Origin of the sequence: Mycobacterium sp. E1715, from assembly GCF_001667625.1 — a bacterium.
GTDB lineage: Bacteria > Actinomycetota > Actinomycetes > Mycobacteriales > Mycobacteriaceae > Mycobacterium.
Genome location: NZ_LZJJ01000018.1, coordinates 1 through 16,942, shown reverse-complemented (window position 1 = coordinate 16,942; position 16,942 = coordinate 1). Strand labels below are relative to the sequence as shown.

Here is a 16,942-nt window from a genome sequence, read left to right as displayed (position 1 = left end):
CCCGAGATGAGCGCTGTGGTGGATTTTCATTTCGATCCGATGTGCCCGTTCGCCTATCAGACCTCGCTGTGGATCCGCGACGTTCGCGAGCAACTCGGCATCACCGTCGACTGGCGATTTTTCAGCCTCGAGGAGATCAACCGGTCCGAGGGCCAGAAGCACCCCTGGGAGCGGGAGTGGTCCTGGGGGTGGTCGTTGATGCGGATCGGCGCGCTGCTGCGCCGAAAGGACATGGCGCTGCTCGACCGGTGGTACGCCGCCATCGGACGCGAACTGCACACGCTGGGCGGCAAACCGCACGACCCCGCGGTTGCGCGCCGCCTGCTGCGCGAGATCGGCGCCGAACCTTCGCTCCTCGATGCGGCGCTCGACGACCCGACCACCCACGACGAGATCCACCACGACCACCACCGGGTCGTCGACGCGGGCGGCTATGGGGTGCCGACACTGTTTTTGTCGGGGCAGTGCCTGTTCGGTCCGGTACTGGTGGACCCGCCGACCGGGCCCGAGGCCCTGACGCTGTGGAACGTCGTCACCGGGATGGCCGAATTGCCCCACGTGTACGAGTTGCAGCGGCCCAAGACACCGGCCGACGCCGAGTTGATCGGCCGCGCGCTGCGCCCCTACCTGGACGGACGCGACTGGGTCAGCATCAACCGCGGCGAGGTCGTCGACGTGGAGCGCCTCACCGGCCAATCCTGAACAGTGCCTAGGCCGCATGGCGCGCGATGGAGACCCCGATGCGGAATTCCACCTCGCTGACCGTGATCACGGGCGCTCGCGGCGGGGCCGTCGATCGGTAGCTCTTTCCGGTGGGGGTGGTGAATTGCGCGGTGTGAGTGTGGTTTTCGTCGACGGCGGCGCTCACCCGCCACCCCGCACCCTCCTTGGCGTAGTTGCAGCCCTCGCACAAGCCCAGGCCGTTGTGAGCGGTGGTCGGGCCGCCGCCCGCCCACGGTTGCGCGTGGTCGCTGTGCCTGATGGGCGCGTCGCAGTAGGGCGTGCGGCAACGTTGGTCGCGCATCGCGATGAACGCGGCCAGCGCGCGCGGAAAGATCCGTGCCCGTGACTCCATGGCCACCAGCGCCCCGCCCCGGGGGTGCGCGTAGAGCCTGCGCAGCGTCGTGCGCGAGCGCGGGTCGGTGACCGCGCTGCCGACCATCGCGCGCGCCACTGCTGCGGGGATGGGGCCGTAACCGGAGAGGTCGGCCGACGCATTGGCGCCGCCAAGCAGCGTGTCGTCGGAGAGCACCAGGTTGACGGCGACGGGGGTGGGGACCGCCGCGCTGCGGCCGGTGACCCGTTCCACCAAGGTGTCGGCCATCAGCTGCCCGCGTGAGCGGCCGTCGCCGCGGGTGTCCGCCTCGCGGCGGAGCGCCGCGTACACCGAAACGCCCTGGGCCACCGGCAATAACGCGGTGAGATACGTCATCGTGTCGGGCGCGGGCCGGATGGTCACCGTGCGCTCCCGCTCTGCCCTGGCCGCCCGGTCGACGACGGCATGCGGGTCAAGGCGATAGGCGATCGCCTTGGCGGCCGCGGCCACCCGCGCGTCGCCCATGCCGTCCAGGTTCGCCTGCTCGGCGCACAGTTCCGCGTCCAACGCGCGGCGATCCTCGACGTCCAGGCAGGCGCTCTCGCGCACGATCAGCGTCGCCCGCCATTCCGACAGCAGTCCGCGCTCCAGCGCCGCCAACGTGTGCGGCATCTCGTGCACGAGGGCTTTGGCGAAGCCCAGATGCCGGCAGCCCCGCGCCGGGGAATCGCGGCGCGCCAGCGCGACCTCGGTGGCCACGCCCCGGCCGCGCCGCGCCGCGGATAAACCTGCGGCCGCCTCGGCAGCTCGACGCGCCGAGTCCAGCGCGGCCGTCGCGCGGGCCTGCCCGGCGGCGGCCGCCGACTTGGCCGCCTCCAGCTCCGCGATGCGCTCGATCAGCGCCGATTCGTCGGCCGACGGGTCGATGACCGCCAATTCTTCGAACATACGTGCGATGCTAACCGGAACCACCGACAAGCCCGCCGCTACGCTGGCGGGTGTGAGCGGCCAGAGCCGGATCAGGGTGGCGCGGGTCTACGACGACGTCGGCCCCGACGACGGCCAGCGCGTGCTCATCGACCGCATGTGGCCGCGAGGAGTGCGCAAGGGCGACCCGAGGGTGGGGATCTGGTCCAAGGACGTCGCGCCGTCCAAGGACCTCCGCGAGTGGTATCGCCACCGGTCAGAACACTTCGACGAATTCGCCGAGCGCTACGAGGCGGAACTCGACGACAACCCGGCGCTCGACGAGCTGTGCGAGCTGGCCCGGCGCGGCGTCGTCACCCTGGTCACCGCGACCCGCGACCCCGACATCAGCCATGCCGCCGTCCTCGCGGAGCTGCTGAAAAGCCACTGAGCGCGTGAGACGATCGTGCGATGCGGCTGGGATTGCACGCCCTGGGGATCGGCGCCGGCGCCGATCGCGCCGTGATCGATGCCGTCGCGTCGACCGCGGACGACTGCGGCTTCGCCACGCTGTGGGCCGGGGAGCACGTCGTCATGGTCGACCGACCGGCCTCCCGCTATCCCTACTCCGACGACGGCGTCATCGCCGTTCCCGCACAAGCGGATTGGCTTGACCCGATGATCGCACTGAGCTTCGCCGCGGCGGCGTCGTCCCGGATCGGGCTGGCGACGGGCGTGCTCCTGTTGCCCGAGCACAATCCGGTGGTGGTGGCCAAGCAGGCCGCCAGCCTGGACCGGCTCGGCGGCGGGCGGCTGACCCTGGGGATCGGCGTCGGCTGGTCGCGGGAGGAGTTCGCCGCGCTTTCGGTGCCGTTCGCCCGTCGGGCCGAGCGCACCGCCGAATACGTTGCCGCGATGCGCGCGGTGTGGCGCGACGACATCGCCTCGTTCGACGGCGATTTCGTCAGCTTCGACTCGATTCGGGTCAACCCCAAACCGGTGCGCGACCGCCACATCCCGATAGTGGTTGGCGGCAATAGTGATTCGGCGCTGCGGCGGGCGGCGACGTGGGCTGACGGTTGGTACGGCTTCAACCTCGACGGCGTCGAAGCCGTGCACGAGCGGCTCGCCGAATTGGAGCGGCTATGCGCCGAGGCGGGGCGTGATCGTGGGCAGTTGCGGCTCTCGGTGGCGTTGCGCGATCCGGGCGTCGGTGATGTCGGCGCCCTCGCCGATCTGGGCATCGACGAATTGGTTCTGGTCGCGGCGCCGCCCGAGCGGCCCGCTGCGGCCGCCGAATGGGTTTCGGCCCTGGCCGAACGGTGGATGGCAGGGGCGCCCGCGTGAGCGAGGACGACCCGATACTGCCGCGGGAGTTGACCGAGATCCCCGATGAGGTCCGCGCCGTCCCGCCCCCGCCCATACCGGCGTTGCCCGAGCCGTACGGGTTGCGTCTGGCCGATCCGGACGCCGACGCGGAGATGGTCGCCGAGTGGATGAATCGGCCGCACCTGGCCGAAGCGTGGGAGTCCGCCTGGCCGGCGACCCGCTGGCACCGCTACCTGAGGGCGCAACTCGAAGGCGGGTTCTCCCGGCCCTTCATCGCCACGCTGTACGCGATGCCTCGTGCCTACATCGAATTGTACCGGGCGGCAAAGGATTCCATTGCTGACCGCTATGACTACGATCCCCACGATCTGGGCCTGCACGTCGCGGTCGCCGATCTGGACTACATCAAGCGGGGCCACGTCAGTTACCTGCTGCCCTACCTGGTGGGCAGCATCCTGGGCCTCGATCCGCAATGCCGGCGCATCATGTTCGATCCGGATCACCGCAACGTCCTGGCGCGCACGTTCTGCGAACGGGGCGGCTGCGTCTTCCTCGGTGAGCACGACATGTCGAACCGGCGGATGGCGCTTTACGCGCTGCCCCGCACGCCCGACGACGTGCCCGGCGGCTGACTCAGAGCTGCTCGGCGATGCGCTGCGCCAAGAACGCGGCCGCCTCGCCGAGCGCGACGCTGACGACGATGTTGGCGATTGCCGCGCGCACCTGGCGCTCCTCGCCGAGCCGTTGAGTTTCCAGCATCCAGGTGGAAAAAGTGGTGTAGGCGCCTACGAACGCGGTGCCGGCCAGCAGGGCCGCTTCCTTGCTCAGCACCAGGCCCCCGAGAAAGCCCAAGAGCGCTGCGCCGCTGACGTTTACGGCCAACGTGCCGAACGGAAAGGACCGGGCCACCCGGCGGCCCACCGCGCGGTCGACGACGAAGCGCAGCACCGAGCCGACGCCGCCGATCAGCGCGACACCGACCCACACCGCGACCGTCGTGACCGCGCCGGCCGTCATCCGCGGACCCGGACCCGGCGCACCAATTTGGTGGCCAGGTGTACGGCCAGCAGTCCCAACACGACGCTGGTGGCGGTGTAGCCGGCGGCCAATGCCCAGTGGCCGTGCTCGACCATCCTGAGCGTCTCGACCTGCATCGTCGAGAACGTCGTGAGCCCACCGCACAACCCGGTGCCGAGCAGGGGACGCCGATAACTCGACAACGGCAACCGTTCGAGCAACCGGGTGGTGAAGTACCCGACCAGGAAGGCGCCGACGATGTTCACCGTGAAGGTCGGCCACGGCCACCTCGCCGGGTCGCCCGCGGCGAGGACGCCCAGGGCGGCGCGGGCCAGCGAGCCCAGCGCCCCGCCGGCGAAGACCGCGGCCAGTTCGCGATAGTCGTGCGCCACGTGATCCCTTTCCCCTGTGCAGGATTTACGGGTGGGTGAATCCGGGACGTCAGAAAAGTACCTGACAGGTCGGCGACGTGCGCCGCGGGCAGAATTGGTAACCATGGCCCACCCTCGCGCCGGTCAGCCGGCCCAGCCCGAAGACCTCGTCGACCTGCCGCACCTGGTGACGGCCTACTACTCGGTTCAGCCCGACCCCGACGACGTCGCACAGCAGGTGGTCTTCGGCACGTCGGGCCATCGCGGCTCCGCGCTCAACGGGGCGTTCAATGAGGCCCACATCGTCGCGATCACCCAGGCCATCGTCGAGTACCGCGCCGCACATGGCACCACGGGCCCGCTGTTCATCGGCCGGGACACGCATGGCCTTTCCGAGCCGGCATGGGTCTCGGCGCTGGAGGTGCTGGCCGCCAACGACGTCGTCGCCATGGTGGACTCCCGGGACCGCTACACGCCGACACCGGCGGTCAGCCACGCGATCCTCAACTACAACCGCGGCCGCACCGACGCGCTGGCCGACGGCATCGTCGTGACGCCGTCGCACAACCCGCCTCCCGACGGCGGCTTCAAGTACAACCCGCCCAACGGCGGGCCCGCGGACACCGACGCTACGAACGCAATCGCCAAGCGCGCCAACGAAATTCTCCGCGACGGCGCCCGGGTGAAGCGAGTGCCGTTCGCGCGAGCGCTGGATGCCGTCCAGCGTTATGACTATCTCGGCACCTACGTCGACGACCTGCCGAACGTGGTCGACATCGACGCGATCCGCGCGGCGGGGGTGCGGATCGGTGCGGACCCGCTCGGCGGGGCGAGCGTGGACTACTGGGGCGAGATCGCGCAGCGGCATGGGTTGGACCTGACCGTGGTCAACCCGCTCGTCGACGCGACATGGCGGTTCATGACGCTCGACCACGACGGCAAGATCCGGATGGACTGCAGCTCGCCGGACGCGATGGCCTCGTTGATTGCCAACCGCGATAGCTATCAGATCGCCACCGGCAACGACGCGGACTCCGACCGGCATGGCATCGTCACGCCCGACGGCGGGCTGCTCAACCCCAACCACTATCTGGCGGTCGCCATCGATTACCTGTACACCAACCGGCCGTCGTGGCCGGACGGCATCGCCGTCGGCAAGACCGCCGTCAGCTCGTCCATCATCGACCGGGTGGTCGCCGGCATCGGCCGCAAGCTCCTCGAGGTCCCGGTCGGCTTCAAGTGGTTCGTCGACGGCCTGATCGGCGGCACCATCGGGTTCGGCGGCGAGGAATCCGCGGGCGCGTCGTTCCTGCGGCGCGACGGCTCGGTGTGGACCACCGACAAGGACGGCATCATCCTGGCGCTGCTGGCCTCCGAGATCCTGGCCGTCACCGGATTGACCCCGTCGCAGCGCTATCAGGAGCTGACCGCCGAGTACGGGACGCCGTTCTACGCCAGAGTCGACGCGCCTGCCGATCGCGACCAGAAAGCGCGGCTTTCCAAGCTCTCACCCGAGCAGGTGACCGCCACCGAATTGGCCGGCGAGCCGATCACCGCGAAACTCACCACCGCGCCCGGCAACGGCGCGCCGTTGGGCGGATTAAAGGTGACGACCGCCAACGCGTGGTTTGCTGCGCGGCCGTCGGGCACCGAAGACGTCTACAAGATTTATGCCGAGTCTTTCAACGGACCCGAGCATTTGGTGGAGGTGCAGGAAACCGCGCGCGAGGTAGTTAATAAAGTCATTGGGTGACTTGTTCCCTCCGACTTGCCCGCCCGGGGGGACGCGGCTCTTCTGCTGCGCGGCTTCCGCGCGAAGTCTGGATCCTCAGCTGGGCCAACATCATGGTGGCACTGGGCTACGGCGTCATTTCGCCGGCAATGCCCGCCTTCGCCCGCACCTTCGGGGTCAGCATCGAGGCGGTGACTTTCTTGGTCACCGTCTTCTCGTTGACCCGACTGTGTTTCGCACCGATAAGCGGACTGTTGGCGCAACGGTTGGGTGAACGGCGGATCTACATCGGCGGTTTGCTGATCGTGGGGTTGGCCACGGCCGCGTGCGCGTTCTCGCAGGCGTACTGGCAACTCCTGTTTTTTCGCGCCCTCAGCGGCTTGGGTTCGACGCTGTTTTACGTCGCGGCCTTGGGGTTGATGATCCACATCAGCCCGCCCGACGCCCGCGGGCGAATCGCGGGCATTTTTACCAGTTCGTTCATGATCGGCGCGGTCGGTGGGCCGGCGGTCGGCGCCCTGGCGGCGGGCTGGGGGCTGACGGCTCCCTTCATCGTCTACGGTGCCGCAATGCTGGTGGTGGCCGTGGTGCTGTTCTATGGCTTGCGTAATTCGACGCTGGCCGCGCCTTTGCCGCCGACACGATCGACGGTGACGATCCGAGAAGCGTTGGGGTTCCGCGCGTATCGGTCGGCGCTGTTGTCCAATTTTGCGATGGGCTGGTCGGCGTTTGGGCTGCGCGTCGCGCTGGTCCCGCTGTTCATTTCCGACGTCATGGGCCGCAGCGTCGGGGTCATCGGCGTGGTGCTGGCGGCGTTCGCGGCCGGCAATGCGGTGGCCGTCATTCCCAGTGGCTACTTGTCCGACCGGATGGGGCGGCGCACGTTGTTGATTGTCGGTCTGGCGGCGTCCGGTGCGGCCACCGCCGGGCTGGGCGTCGTGACGTCGCTGCCCGCGTTCATGGTCGTGGGGTTTGTGTCCGGCGTGACGACGGGGATCTTCATGTCTCCTATGCAGGCCGCCGTCGCCGACATCCTCGGCAGGGAGGCTCGCGCGGGCACGCCGGTGGCCGCGGTGCAGATGGCGTCGGATCTGGGCGCGATCGTCGGCTCGATAGCGGTCGGCTGGGTCGCCGAGCGGCTGAGCTACGGCTGGGCGTTCGCGATCAGTGGGGTTGTTCTGTTGGTCGCCGCCGTCGCCTGGGTGCCGGCGCCCGAGACGCGGACGGCGCTCGAGCCCGCCTGACCGGCAGCTTTGAAGGTCGGTAGCCAGTGGTGTAGCTTCGATTGGCACGACTTGGGGCTATGGCGCAGCTGGTAGCGCACCACACTGGCAGTGTGGGGGTCAGGGGTTCGAGTCCCCTTAGCTCCACCGGATATTCACGGGTCCGCGATTCGTCGCGGGAGGTTCGACCACCGCGTTACGTGCCCGGTATCACCTCAGGGCTGACGAGGCTATGCGGGCTCGTCGTCGGCCGCGGAGTCTTCGTCTTTGGCCAAGTGGCGCAGGACCCGTTCGTTCAGGGCGGCGAGCATCTCGAGCTCGGCCGGGGTAAGCAGGTCGATGAAGTTCCGGCGGACGTCCTCCACGTGCCCGGGCGCCGCCTTCTCGATGGCGGCGCGGCCGGCAGGCAGCAGGCAGACCATGGTGCTGCGGGCGTCGTCGGGGTTGGGCTCGCGACAGATCAGCCCGTCCTTCTGCATGCGCCGCACCTGATGTGAGACACGGCTCTTCTCCCAACCCAGTGCATTGCACAGGTCGCGGGCGGGCATGCGGTCCCCGTCGTGGCCGGAAAGCACCGCCAGGATCTCGTAGTCGGCCCCGGACAGTCCCGATTTCTGCAGGCCCCGGTTCAGGTGCACGTCGAGCTGATGGTGCGCGTGCTGGAAGGCCCGCCAGGCGCGGTCTTCCCTAGGGTTCAGCCAGTTCGGTTCCATTGGCCCCCATGCTACCGGTAAGTGGTTGACGTGTCATCAAAATCCCCATAAGGTGGACGCATCAACCATTCCGACCACTAGTTCAGGACAGGACATCTCATGAGCAGCATCAGCATCATCGGGACCGGGAACATGGCTCGTACCATTGGCGCGCTGGCCGTAGCGGGCGGCAACGCCGTCGAGATCATCGGCCGCGATCAGTCCAAGGCCGCCGACCTGGCCAAGAGCCTCGGCGGCAGCGCGACGACGGGGGATTTCGGCGCCGTCCCGGCCGGGGACATCGTCATCGTGTCCGTGTTGTACGCCGATGTCGTTCCGGTCGTCGCCCAGTACGGAGACGGCCTTGCGGGCAAGGTCATCGTCGACATCAGCAACCCCTTCAATGCCGCGGCCGACGGGCTGGCCATCCCCGATGGCACCTCGATCGCGCAGGAAGTCGCCAAGACGGCCCCGGCCGGCGCCAGCGTGGTGAAGGCCTTCAACACCATCTTTGGCGCTGTCCTGGCGCAGGGCCGGCCGCTCGACGTCTTCATCGCCGGCGACGACGCGCGGGCCAAGGCGGCCGTGGCGGAGTTCATCAAAAGCCTCGAGCTGCGCCCGCTCGACGTCGGCGGCTTGAACATGGCGCACTGGCTGGAAGGAACGGGCCTGGTCGTGATGGGCCTCGCCCGCCACGGGGTGGGGAATTTCGACTTCGCCCTCGGCGCCACCGTTGCCGGCTGAGCCGCCCGGCCCAGGAGTGAACGAGCAAAGGGCGCCCGCGCCCCCAAAGTAATGGTTGATTTATCACCGAAGGGATTCGAGCGATGAAGCTTGGCTTCGCACTTCCCATCGTCGGGCCCGCCGTCCGCGGCGCCGCTGGTCTCGGCGCGTTCTGCCGCGGGCTCGAGGACCTCGGCTACGACACACTGTGGGTCGGCGATCGCCTGGTCACGCCGGTCGACATGCACAGCACCTATCCGGGCAAAGAGCAGCCGTACCCGCCGCAGATGACCCGCTACCTCGACCCGGTGCTGCTCTGGACGGTCGCCGCGACCGCGACCAACAGGGTGCGGCTCAACGCCAGCACGCTCAGCACGTTCTACTACGAGCCGGTGCACCTGGCCCGTCTGCTGACCACGCTCGACGTGCTCAGCGACGGCCGCCTGGACGTTGGCGTGGGAATCGGATGGATGAAGGACGAACACGACATCGCCCGCGGCGCGGACTGGAGCCGGCGCGGGAGGATGCTCGATGACCTGCTGGCGTTCCTGCACGAGTGGTGGACGACCAACCCGGTTTCTTGGGAGAGCGAGTTCTTCTCCCTGCCGCCGGTTCATGCCGACCTGCGCCCGGTCCAGGCCGGCGGTCCGCCCATCTGGATCGGCGGTGCCAGCGAGGCGGCGATGCGCCGGGTCGGCCGCGGCGGCACCGGCTGGCTCGGGGTCGAGGGGCTGCAGGACGAGGTCACCGACCACTTGTGGTCGATTGCGCGCCGGGCGGCAAAGGACGCCGGCCGCGATCCGGACGCGCTGAAGACGGCCATGCGGATCAACCTCGACCCGGGCACGTCAGTTGACTCCGTCACCGACAAGCTCGACCGCCTCGCCCAGTCCGGTGCCGACGAGGCGATCGTGGATGCCTTCGCATTATTCCCCACCCTTGACCAGATGCTGGACTTCGCCGGCCAGGTGATCGCCCGGTGGCGTGAGTGTGGGAAAGAGTGACGGCGGTGATAATGGGCGGATCAAGCGGGATGCGGCCTCACCGGTGCAGGTTCCACTGGCCGCAATCCGCGGCGAGGACGTCGTTGACGTCGACCTGGAGGCCCCCGACTTCCGGACCTGGATTCGACGGCGTACTCACCACGCGTTGATAGAGGACGGCGGCAGGGTCGACCTGGCCCCGGGACCAGGCCTTGGTTTGCCAGGCCCAGCGGTGGCCGGGGGTGCGCGAATTGCCGATGACGCCGTCGGCCGCGGCCCACTGGCACACATCGATACCGCCGTAGACGCCGGTGCGCTGCACTCCCAATACCGAATTGATTCCGCGAAACCACTTGAGCGCCAAATTGTTCCAGGTGTCGTGGTTTATGTCTTCGTCGACGCTGAAGAAGATCGGCGCACTCTGAGCGCCACCCGCCGCGGTATGCAAATCCCACGCGGTGCGAGCATCGGCAACGCCGCCCTCGAACCCGCGCCTGAAGTCCGACGGTGCCGTCCCGCCCGGCTTGCCGTATTGGTAATTGCTGACGATCATCAGCCCGGCGGCGGTCAGCTGCTCGGCGTAGGGCCGTGTGATCGGCTTGGCGCCCATGGTCGAGCCGGGACGCGATAGCGAAACGTAGTTGATGACGCCGGAGTAGCCGGCGGCCCGAATGTGGTCCGCCGGGATTTGGCGCATGGCGAAGTCGATCAGTCTGGGAGGGACGGCCGCTGCGGCAGGGCGGGCCACACTCGTCGATGCCGCATACAGCGCCGGTAGTACCGCCAGGGGAATGGCGTAGCGCAATAAATCGCGCCGGGGAATGGGGCGCGACGGCCGCACATTCGCCGACAAATCCTGCATCGCGTGATGTTAAATTTGTGACTTTTGTCAACATAAGTGGCGCGTACTAGTCGATATCCAATCGGTTTCTGCGCTTCACCGTGTCGAGTCAATGTCGGAAGCGCCGGCGACGAGCGACCCCGTCCTATCTGCGCCGATTACGCGCCGCTCGGGGACATCCGTGCCTCGGTAGGCAACTCTCAGAAACCTCGTACCGCCGGTACGCATAACCGGCGGCAGGCGTGGGTACGCGGCCGAGTGAACGGCCGTTCGCAGACAATCCGGGAGGGAGCTTTCGATGCCCGAGGTCCAACTTCACCACGACGGCCATCCCATGTACCGCCGGATGGTTCGGTTCGACTGGTCGGAGACGCCACTGCACTGGGTGCCCGACGACCCGTTCTCGACACACATGATCAATGTCTTGCACCTCCTGCTGCCCGAGGGCGAGCGCCACTTCATCAAGGCCGTTCTCGAAGCGTCGTCGCTGGTCGACGATCCGGAGTTGGAGGCGGCGATCAAACCGTTCATCCAGCAGGAGTCCTGGCATGCGTGGGCCCACCAGGTGGTGCTCGACCACCTCGCCGAGCAGGGGATCGACACCAAGCCGTATACCGATCGGCTCGGGAGGCTGTTGTCGATGACGCTGGGCGACCCGCCCAAGTGGTTTCCGCCGGCCATGAAGCGGTGGTGGCTCTATCGGCGCCTGGCCGACGTAGCCGCGCTTGAGCACTACACGGCGATGTTGGGCCAGTGGGTGCTGACTAACCGAGGTCTGGACTACGCGAAGGCCGACCCCATGATGCTCGACCTGTTGCGCTGGCACGGGGCCGAGGAGGTCGAGCACCGCGCGCTGGTGTACGACGTCTTCCAGCACGTCAGCGGCAACTACTGGATCAGGGCGTTCTCGATGTTCTTCACCACGCCGCTGTTCATCGCCTGGTGGGTCGCGGGAGCGCGCTACCTGATGGCCCAAGACCCGACCATCGACCAAAAGTGGCGTTGGCGGGATTGGCTATCGGCCGCTCGCGAGTACAAGCTTCCGGGCCCGTGGAAGCTGATGGTGACGACGCCGGTCCGGTATCTGCGGCCCAGCCACCACCCGAACGACGAAGGGTCCACACAGATGGCGATCGACTACCTGGCGTACTCGCCGGTGGCGAAGGCCGCCAAGGAGCGGGCGCGATCCCAAGGGAAGTCGCCGGATCAAACCCAAGGGATCGAGACTTCCGGCAACGGAGCACGAAAGGCGAAGGTGTGATGAAGGTTTCGGTAGATCTTGATACCTGCGACGGCAACGGCGTGTGCATGAGCATCTGCCACGAGGTGTTCGACGTGCGCGAGGACGGTCTGCACCTACTGCAGGAGGAGGCACCAGAGGCGCTGCGCCAGCAGTTGATTGGCGCCCAGGTGTCGTGTCCCACCCAAGCGATCACGGTGAAGGACTGAAGCGATGCCGGGTCGCCAGCAGAGAAACCTGAAAGAGGTCGTCGTCGTCGGTGCCGGCGTGGCGGGCACCCGCGCGGCAGAGACGCTGCGGCAGGAGGGCTTTGACGGCGCACTCACCATCGTCGGCGCCGAGCGGCACGCCCCGTACCATCGCCCGCCGCTGTCGAAGAAGTTCCTCACCGGCACGGTGCACCGGGCCGGCGTCGACTTGGCGCCGCAATTCGACACCGAAGCGCGCGTCTTGCGTGGCGCATCGGCTCTCAAGCTGGACATGTCCTCGCGCACCATCCACGTGCGCGATGCCGACCAGGAGTTCGGCTTGCCGTTCGACGGGCTGGTGATCGCCAGCGGCGCGGTGCCACGCGAATGGCCGGGCGGCCCGGTTCCCGACGGGGTGCTGATGCTGCGAACGGTCGAGGACTGCCTGGCCATCCGGGATCGGCTGGGTTCGCGACCGCGGGTGGTGGTCGTCGGCGGCGGGTTCATCGGCGCCGAGGTCGCCGCGAGTTGCCGGTCAATGGGGTTGGACGTGGTGCTGGTCGAAAAGGCGGCCAGCCCATTGCTTTCCGCGTTGGGCACGGAGCTGGCGTCGCGCTGGGCCGACCTGCATCGCCAACATGGCGTGGATCTGCGGGTGGGCGTGGGCGTCGACGAATTCGTGGGCAACGGCCGGGTAGAAGGTGTTCGCCTCACCGACGGCTCGCGGGTTCCGGCCGATCTCGTCATCGTCGGACTCGGGGTCACCCCGGCCACCGAATGGCTGGACGGCTCCGGCTTGCGTGTCGACGACGGCGTGATCTGCGACGCCTGCGGTGTCGCGGAGGGCGGCACCGCGGACGTCCCGGTTGTCGCGGCCGGCGACGTCGCGCGCTGGTGGCACCCGCTGTACGAGCGGCATCTGCGTACCGAGCACTGGGACGACGCGGGCCGTCAGGGTGCGGCCGCCGCCCGGGCCCTGATGGCGGGGCCGCGGGGCGCGGAGCCCTACGACGAGGTGCCGTACTTCTGGTCGGATCAATACGACGTCAAGCTGCAGATGCTGGGCGTGCCAACCGACTACGACTCCGTCGAGATCGTCGAAGGCGATCCGGGCGCCTGGGAGTTCGTCGCGGCGTACGGGCGCGGTGGTCGTACCATCGCCGCGCTCGGGACGATGCCGGGCCGGGTGTCCGCCTACCGCGAAGCCATCGAGACGCGAGCCGCGTTTCCACCGAGCCGGGCGGCATAGCAAGACGGACGATAGCGCCCAGACTCAGGGCGTGTCCCGCCGGCGGATTGCCGGCGGGACACGCCTTCAACTGAATCGACCGAATCTCATCGGCCGGGAATCAGAATCGTCTTCCCGGGCAGCCGATTGGCGTCGGAGTCATCGTGCACGGCGGCAGCGTCGGTCAGCGGTCGGCGGTCGGCGACGTCGATCACCAGGTTTCCGGCGTCGACCTGGTTGACGAGTTCGGCCAGCTGCGCGGCGTCGCTGCGGACGAACACCCGCTGCGCGCGCACCCGCCTAGCCGCGTCCTCCTCGCCGGACGTCATGGTGCCCAGGTAAAACCCGCCGTCGGCGACCAGGCCGACCAGGGCCGCGGTCTGCTCCGGTGCGGTGCTGACCAGGTTCAGCACCACGTCGAACGGCTGCCCGGCGACGTGCGGCGGGGTGTTCGCGTAGTCGATGTAGTCGATGATCCGGTCGGCCCCGTGGTGGCGCAGCCGGGAAGCGCTGCGCGCGGACGCGGTCGCGGTGACGACGGCTCCGACCTGCTTGGCGAGCTGGACCGCGTAGCCGCCGACCGCTCCGCCCGCGCCGTTGATCAAAATGGACTGCCCGGACCTGAGTTCGGCGATCTCGGACAACGCCTGCCATGCCGTCAGTCCGACCGTCGGCAGCGCCGCGGCATCGGCGAGCGGCACCGACTTTGGCGCTGCGGTCAGCACCGCGGCCGGGGCGAGCGCGTACTCTGCGGCGGCGCCGGGGGCGTCCAAAGGCAGCAACCCGACGACGGCGTCACCAACGTTCCACCCCGTCACCCCGTCACCGAGCTCGGCGACGGTTCCGGCGACGTCGATGCCCGGCGTGTGGGGGAAGGAGATCGCGTATACCTCGGACAGGTAGCCGCCCCGGATCCCGGCGTCGACCGGGTTGAACGAGGTTGCGGCCACCTTCACCAGCACTTCGCCGGGGCCGGGCACCGGCCGCCGAACCTCTTCGTACTGCAGAACGTCACTGCCGCCGTAACGGTGGTACTGCACAGCCTTCATGGTCTTCTCCGTTTCACCTAGGTGCTTCGATCTCGAAGCAGTTGCACTACGCATAACTTGCTTCGAGATCGAAGCGATTCCGGAGTTCCGGGTGACGATCACCACATTGCTTCGAGCTCGAAGCATTACGATCAAGGCATGGCACAAGCCCTCAAGCCTCAGCAGATGCGCGCCTACTTCGCCCTGATGGAGGCGGTCAGCCTGCTGCAGTACGCCGTGCAGCGACAGCTACGGGCCGAGGGCGACCTCAGCTACGTGCAATTCGAGATTTTGGCGAAGCTTGCCGACGCCCAGCGCCGGTTGACCATGACCGAACTGGCCGACGGCGTGGTCTACAGCCGCAGCGGCCTCACCCATCAGGCGGGTCTGCTGGAGCAGGCGGGCCTCATCGCCCGCGAAGCCAGCGTCGACGACCAGCGAGCCACGGTCGTCGGCATCACCGAAGCGGGCCACGCGCGGCTTGCCAAAGTGCTGCCGGGCCACATCGAGGTTGTCCGCGACCTGCTGTTCGATGCGCTTTCCGGCGAGGACGTGCGGGCGCTCGGCGACATCATGGGTCGCGCCCGCGATCACATGCGGGCCCGACCCGCGCGCTCGGCCGCTTCGCGCACACGCCGCGCCACGGCAGCGCAATGAGGTGTCAACCCACTTTCGTCCACGGCGTGCAGCCGTGCGTGATGAACTTCGCCACCGCGGGAGCCGAGAGATTCGCCGTGACCGGGGTCGTTTGAATCCCGCTGTCGGAGTTGATCAGTCTCCCGTCGCGGGTCCACGTGGTGAAGACACAGGCCGCCCGGTAGTCACCCGGTTCGGCGTGGGCGACGTAGGTGCCGTAGGGGAGTTGGGCGGGCACCGCGTAGGAGCCGGGTCCGTATCCGCCATCCGCGCGCGCCACCGGGGCGGCAGGACAGCCGATGGCCAACGCGGACAGCAAACTCGCCGCGAACGCGGGCGCGTGGACCAGTCGCATGAACACAAACATTAAGTCCCGGCGACGACTTGGTGGAGAGTGCGCATCAGGTGCATGCCAGTTTCACTGGCCGATTAGGTTTTCGTCTGAATGCGCATTACTCTTGCCCGCGGTTCTGATTGCGACTCTCCGAAAGCAGCCATGCCCATTCAGCCCACCCTGCTGCGCCGACAATCGCTGCGCAGCACCCGCTCGTCGCGGGTCGTGCCTCGCGTGAAATGCCCCATGGTCGGCCAGTGCTTCGATATCGAGATCATTCGCGATGCCGACGGATGGATGATCCGCGTTCCCGAGATCGGCAGGGTCACCCGCACCGTCCGCCGGGACATGGTGGAGCCGGCCGCACGCGAATGCATCGCCACCTGGACCGGCATCCCCATCGGGTATGTCGCCGTGTATGTCGTGAGCGAGAACGTCTGACACCCACGCCTTCGGGCCCGCTTAGTGGCCAAGGTGTGTCTCGCGCGTGACCTCGGCGCGACGATGACGCGAAACGCTCATCATCATGACGATGCTGGCGGCCGTCGCGGCCCTGGCCATGGCAATGGGCGTCGGCTATTACTTCGGCCGGCGCGCGGAACCGGCGCGGCCAAGCTGGAAGAGGCGCACGAGCCGGGTAGCCCTCGGGCGCCTCGCGATCAGCCTGCTCGTCTTGTTGACCGCTCGCCGCGCCATGACCATGTGGGGACCGAGGTTCGTTGCCCCGCTGGGGCTGCTGCGCGGTAGCGTTGCGCGGATCCGTTCTTACTGACCGCGAGGACAGACATGTCAGCACTGCAGGGCAAGGTCGCCTTGGTGACCGGGGCGTCGTCGGGCCTCGGCGCTGAGACGGCCCGGCTGTTCTCCCGCCAGGGCGCAACGGTTTTCGGCATCGGCCGGGACACTGGCCGGTTGGCCGAGGTGTTCGCAGACGTCCAAGGTGGTTGTTACGCATCGGTGGACGTCGCTTCCGCGCAGGCCTGCCGCGACGCGGTGGAGCAGTGCGTGCGCGAGCTGGGCGGGCTCGACGTGCTGGTCAACGTCGCCGGCCGACACCAGATGCGGCGCACCGAGTCGATGACCGACGACGACTGGGCGGAGGACCTCGCGGTCAACCTGAACGGTCCGTTCTACCTGTGCCGGGCCGCGTTGCCGCACCTACTGGAGCGCGGCGGCAACATCGTCAACGTCGGCTCCATCGCCGGCGTCGAGGGCCAGGCGTACTCGGCCGGCTATTGCGCCGCCAAGCACGGGCTGGTCGGCCTCACCCGCGCCCTGGCGGTGGAGTACACCGCGGATCGCTTGCGCGTCAACGCGATATGCCCGGGCGGCATGCTCACCCCGCAGCTCGAACACTTCAGGGCGCCGGAGAACCCGAACTACGACCTGATCATGCGCACCGCTTCCCCGCGCGGCATGATGCAGCCCGTCGACG

22 protein-coding genes and 1 tRNA gene are annotated in these 16,942 nt (G+C 68.1%); 16 read left to right on the top strand and 7 right to left on the bottom strand.

Going from position 1 to position 16,942, the window contains the following annotated elements:
- Positions 1 to 6 precede the first annotated feature (6 nt).
- The gene (locus A9X03_RS00840) at positions 7 to 702 is read left to right on the top strand and encodes a DsbA family protein (RefSeq protein WP_068259242.1); all 696 of its coding nucleotides are present in this window, start codon (positions 7 to 9) and stop codon (positions 700 to 702) included.
- A gap of 7 nt (positions 703 to 709) precedes the next feature.
- Here the strand turns inward: A9X03_RS00840 and A9X03_RS00835 are convergent, their stop codons facing one another.
- On the bottom strand, positions 710 to 1,984 hold the full coding sequence (locus tag A9X03_RS00835) for an HNH endonuclease signature motif containing protein (protein ID WP_068259238.1): 1,275 nt from the start codon (positions 1,982 to 1,984) through the stop codon (positions 710 to 712).
- Between the two features lie 52 nt (positions 1,985 to 2,036).
- Between A9X03_RS00835 and A9X03_RS00830 the strand changes: the two genes are divergently transcribed.
- Genes A9X03_RS00830 through A9X03_RS00820 form a run of 3 tightly spaced genes read left to right on the top strand, consistent with a single transcriptional unit; the run spans position 2,037 to position 3,903 of the window.
- A complete protein-coding gene (locus A9X03_RS00830; protein ID WP_068259261.1) occupies positions 2,037 to 2,393 on the top strand; it encodes a DUF488 domain-containing protein in 357 nt (118 codons plus the stop codon).
- A gap of 20 nt (positions 2,394 to 2,413) precedes the next feature.
- Positions 2,414 to 3,289: an LLM class F420-dependent oxidoreductase gene (locus A9X03_RS00825; RefSeq protein WP_068259236.1), complete on the top strand. Its 876-nt coding sequence runs from the start codon at positions 2,414 to 2,416 to the stop codon at positions 3,287 to 3,289.
- A complete protein-coding gene (locus A9X03_RS00820) occupies positions 3,286 to 3,903 on the top strand; it encodes a GNAT family N-acetyltransferase (protein WP_082969789.1) in 618 nt (205 codons plus the stop codon). The genes A9X03_RS00825 and A9X03_RS00820 overlap by 4 nt, the downstream gene beginning before the upstream one ends.
- Before the next feature lies 1 nt (position 3,904).
- Here A9X03_RS00820 and crcB (A9X03_RS00815) read toward each other — a convergent pair whose 3' ends face one another.
- Positions 3,905 to 4,288 (bottom strand): fluoride efflux transporter CrcB, encoded by a 384-nt coding sequence (gene crcB, locus A9X03_RS00815; RefSeq protein WP_067756893.1) that lies wholly within the window; start codon positions 4,286 to 4,288, stop codon positions 3,905 to 3,907.
- Positions 4,285 to 4,680: a fluoride efflux transporter CrcB gene (gene crcB, locus A9X03_RS00810; RefSeq protein WP_068015389.1), complete on the bottom strand. Its 396-nt coding sequence runs from the start codon at positions 4,678 to 4,680 to the stop codon at positions 4,285 to 4,287. Before crcB (A9X03_RS00810) ends, crcB (A9X03_RS00815) begins: the two co-directional genes overlap by 4 nt.
- A gap of 103 nt (positions 4,681 to 4,783) precedes the next feature.
- Between crcB (A9X03_RS00810) and pgm the strand changes: the two genes are divergently transcribed.
- From pgm to A9X03_RS00795, 3 genes are all read left to right on the top strand, one after another.
- On the top strand, positions 4,784 to 6,412 hold the full coding sequence (pgm, locus tag A9X03_RS00805; protein WP_067756887.1) for a phosphoglucomutase (alpha-D-glucose-1,6-bisphosphate-dependent): 1,629 nt from the start codon (positions 4,784 to 4,786) through the stop codon (positions 6,410 to 6,412).
- A 71-nt stretch (positions 6,413 to 6,483) separates the two neighbouring features.
- The gene (locus A9X03_RS00800) at positions 6,484 to 7,635 is read left to right on the top strand and encodes an MFS transporter (protein WP_369830984.1); all 1,152 of its coding nucleotides are present in this window, start codon (positions 6,484 to 6,486) and stop codon (positions 7,633 to 7,635) included.
- A 53-nt stretch (positions 7,636 to 7,688) separates the two neighbouring features.
- Positions 7,689 to 7,761: transfer RNA gene (locus A9X03_RS00795), tRNA-Ala, on the top strand.
- Positions 7,762 to 7,844: 83 nt separating this feature from the next.
- Here A9X03_RS00795 and A9X03_RS00790 read toward each other — a convergent pair.
- Entirely contained in the window at positions 7,845 to 8,327 is a 483-nt protein-coding gene (locus A9X03_RS00790) for a MarR family winged helix-turn-helix transcriptional regulator (protein ID WP_067756884.1), read from the bottom strand.
- 99 nt (positions 8,328 to 8,426) lie between these two features.
- Between A9X03_RS00790 and A9X03_RS00785 the strand changes: the two genes are divergently transcribed.
- Complete coding sequence (locus tag A9X03_RS00785) at positions 8,427 to 9,050, top strand: NADPH-dependent F420 reductase (RefSeq protein ID WP_068259230.1); 624 nt, start codon at positions 8,427 to 8,429, stop codon at positions 9,048 to 9,050.
- 83 nt (positions 9,051 to 9,133) lie between these two features.
- A complete protein-coding gene (locus A9X03_RS00780) occupies positions 9,134 to 10,033 on the top strand; it encodes a TIGR03619 family F420-dependent LLM class oxidoreductase (RefSeq protein WP_068259227.1) in 900 nt (299 codons plus the stop codon).
- Positions 10,034 to 10,070: 37 nt separating this feature from the next.
- Here the strand turns inward: A9X03_RS00780 and A9X03_RS00775 are convergent, their stop codons facing one another.
- Positions 10,071 to 10,874 (bottom strand): DUF1906 domain-containing protein, encoded by an 804-nt coding sequence (locus tag A9X03_RS00775; RefSeq protein ID WP_068259224.1) that lies wholly within the window; start codon positions 10,872 to 10,874, stop codon positions 10,071 to 10,073.
- Between the two features lie 277 nt (positions 10,875 to 11,151).
- Between A9X03_RS00775 and A9X03_RS00770 the strand changes: the two genes are divergently transcribed.
- Genes A9X03_RS00770 through A9X03_RS00760 form a run of 3 tightly spaced genes read left to right on the top strand, consistent with a single transcriptional unit; the run spans position 11,152 to position 13,530 of the window.
- Positions 11,152 to 12,114 carry a metal-dependent hydrolase gene (locus A9X03_RS00770; RefSeq protein ID WP_067756872.1) on the top strand — a complete coding sequence of 321 codons (963 nt, stop codon included), beginning with the start codon at positions 11,152 to 11,154 and terminating at the stop codon, positions 12,112 to 12,114.
- Positions 12,114 to 12,302 carry a ferredoxin gene (locus A9X03_RS00765; protein WP_068259257.1) on the top strand — a complete coding sequence of 63 codons (189 nt, stop codon included), beginning with the start codon at positions 12,114 to 12,116 and terminating at the stop codon, positions 12,300 to 12,302. The genes A9X03_RS00770 and A9X03_RS00765 overlap by 1 nt, the downstream gene beginning before the upstream one ends.
- A 4-nt stretch (positions 12,303 to 12,306) precedes the next feature.
- Entirely contained in the window at positions 12,307 to 13,530 is a 1,224-nt protein-coding gene (locus tag A9X03_RS00760; protein ID WP_068259222.1) for an NAD(P)/FAD-dependent oxidoreductase, read from the top strand.
- Between the two features lie 86 nt (positions 13,531 to 13,616).
- Here A9X03_RS00760 and A9X03_RS00755 read toward each other — a convergent pair whose 3' ends face one another.
- Complete coding sequence (locus tag A9X03_RS00755) at positions 13,617 to 14,558, bottom strand: NADP-dependent oxidoreductase (protein ID WP_068259220.1); 942 nt, start codon at positions 14,556 to 14,558, stop codon at positions 13,617 to 13,619.
- Between the two features lie 138 nt (positions 14,559 to 14,696).
- On the opposite strand from A9X03_RS00755, the gene A9X03_RS00750 reads away from it, so the two are divergent.
- Positions 14,697 to 15,194 (top strand): MarR family winged helix-turn-helix transcriptional regulator, encoded by a 498-nt coding sequence (locus tag A9X03_RS00750; protein ID WP_067783968.1) that lies wholly within the window; start codon positions 14,697 to 14,699, stop codon positions 15,192 to 15,194.
- Between the two features lie 4 nt (positions 15,195 to 15,198).
- On the opposite strand, the gene A9X03_RS00745 is transcribed toward A9X03_RS00750, so the two are convergent.
- The gene (locus A9X03_RS00745) at positions 15,199 to 15,528 is read right to left on the bottom strand and encodes a hypothetical protein (RefSeq protein ID WP_156746434.1); all 330 of its coding nucleotides are present in this window, start codon (positions 15,526 to 15,528) and stop codon (positions 15,199 to 15,201) included.
- Positions 15,529 to 15,753: 225 nt separating this feature from the next.
- Between A9X03_RS00745 and A9X03_RS00740 the strand changes: the two genes are divergently transcribed.
- From A9X03_RS00740 to A9X03_RS00730, 3 genes are all read left to right on the top strand, one after another.
- On the top strand, positions 15,754 to 15,948 hold the full coding sequence (locus tag A9X03_RS00740; protein ID WP_068259254.1) for a long chain fatty acid-CoA synthetase Faa4p: 195 nt from the start codon (positions 15,754 to 15,756) through the stop codon (positions 15,946 to 15,948).
- Positions 15,949 to 16,033: 85 nt separating this feature from the next.
- Positions 16,034 to 16,279, top strand: coding sequence for a hypothetical protein (locus A9X03_RS00735; protein ID WP_067783972.1), 246 nt, complete (start codon positions 16,034 to 16,036; stop codon positions 16,277 to 16,279).
- Positions 16,280 to 16,293: 14 nt separating this feature from the next.
- Positions 16,294 to 16,942: SDR family NAD(P)-dependent oxidoreductase (locus A9X03_RS00730; RefSeq protein WP_067783973.1), on the top strand; the 649-nt coding region annotated here is incomplete at its 3' end.

Excerpts from the sequence above, each read along its gene's own strand:
- A9X03_RS00840 (WP_068259242.1), top strand. The coding sequence starts at position 7 with ATGAGCGCTGTGGTGGATTTTCATTTCGATCCGATGTGCCCGTTCGCC.
- A9X03_RS00835 (WP_068259238.1), bottom strand. The coding sequence starts at position 1,984 with ATGTTCGAAGAATTGGCGGTCATCGACCCGTCGGCCGACGAATCGGCG.
- A9X03_RS00825 (WP_068259236.1), top strand. The coding sequence starts at position 2,414 with ATGCGGCTGGGATTGCACGCCCTGGGGATCGGCGCCGGCGCCGATCGC.
- crcB (WP_067756893.1), bottom strand. The coding sequence starts at position 4,288 with ATGACGGCCGGCGCGGTCACGACGGTCGCGGTGTGGGTCGGTGTCGCG.
- pgm (WP_067756887.1), top strand. The coding sequence starts at position 4,784 with ATGGCCCACCCTCGCGCCGGTCAGCCGGCCCAGCCCGAAGACCTCGTC.
- A9X03_RS00790 (WP_067756884.1), bottom strand. The coding sequence starts at position 8,327 with ATGGAACCGAACTGGCTGAACCCTAGGGAAGACCGCGCCTGGCGGGCC.
- A9X03_RS00785 (WP_068259230.1), top strand. The coding sequence starts at position 8,427 with ATGAGCAGCATCAGCATCATCGGGACCGGGAACATGGCTCGTACCATT.
- A9X03_RS00780 (WP_068259227.1), top strand. The coding sequence starts at position 9,134 with ATGAAGCTTGGCTTCGCACTTCCCATCGTCGGGCCCGCCGTCCGCGGC.
- A9X03_RS00775 (WP_068259224.1), bottom strand. The coding sequence starts at position 10,874 with ATGCAGGATTTGTCGGCGAATGTGCGGCCGTCGCGCCCCATTCCCCGG.
- A9X03_RS00770 (WP_067756872.1), top strand. The coding sequence starts at position 11,152 with ATGCCCGAGGTCCAACTTCACCACGACGGCCATCCCATGTACCGCCGG.
- A9X03_RS00765 (WP_068259257.1), top strand. The coding sequence starts at position 12,114 with ATGAAGGTTTCGGTAGATCTTGATACCTGCGACGGCAACGGCGTGTGC.
- A9X03_RS00760 (WP_068259222.1), top strand. The coding sequence starts at position 12,307 with ATGCCGGGTCGCCAGCAGAGAAACCTGAAAGAGGTCGTCGTCGTCGGT.
- A9X03_RS00755 (WP_068259220.1), bottom strand. The coding sequence starts at position 14,558 with ATGAAGGCTGTGCAGTACCACCGTTACGGCGGCAGTGACGTTCTGCAG.
- A9X03_RS00750 (WP_067783968.1), top strand. The coding sequence starts at position 14,697 with ATGGCACAAGCCCTCAAGCCTCAGCAGATGCGCGCCTACTTCGCCCTG.
- A9X03_RS00745 (WP_156746434.1), bottom strand. The coding sequence starts at position 15,528 with ATGCGACTGGTCCACGCGCCCGCGTTCGCGGCGAGTTTGCTGTCCGCG.
- A9X03_RS00740 (WP_068259254.1), top strand. The coding sequence starts at position 15,754 with ATGGTCGGCCAGTGCTTCGATATCGAGATCATTCGCGATGCCGACGGA.
- A9X03_RS00735 (WP_067783972.1), top strand. The coding sequence starts at position 16,034 with ATGACGATGCTGGCGGCCGTCGCGGCCCTGGCCATGGCAATGGGCGTC.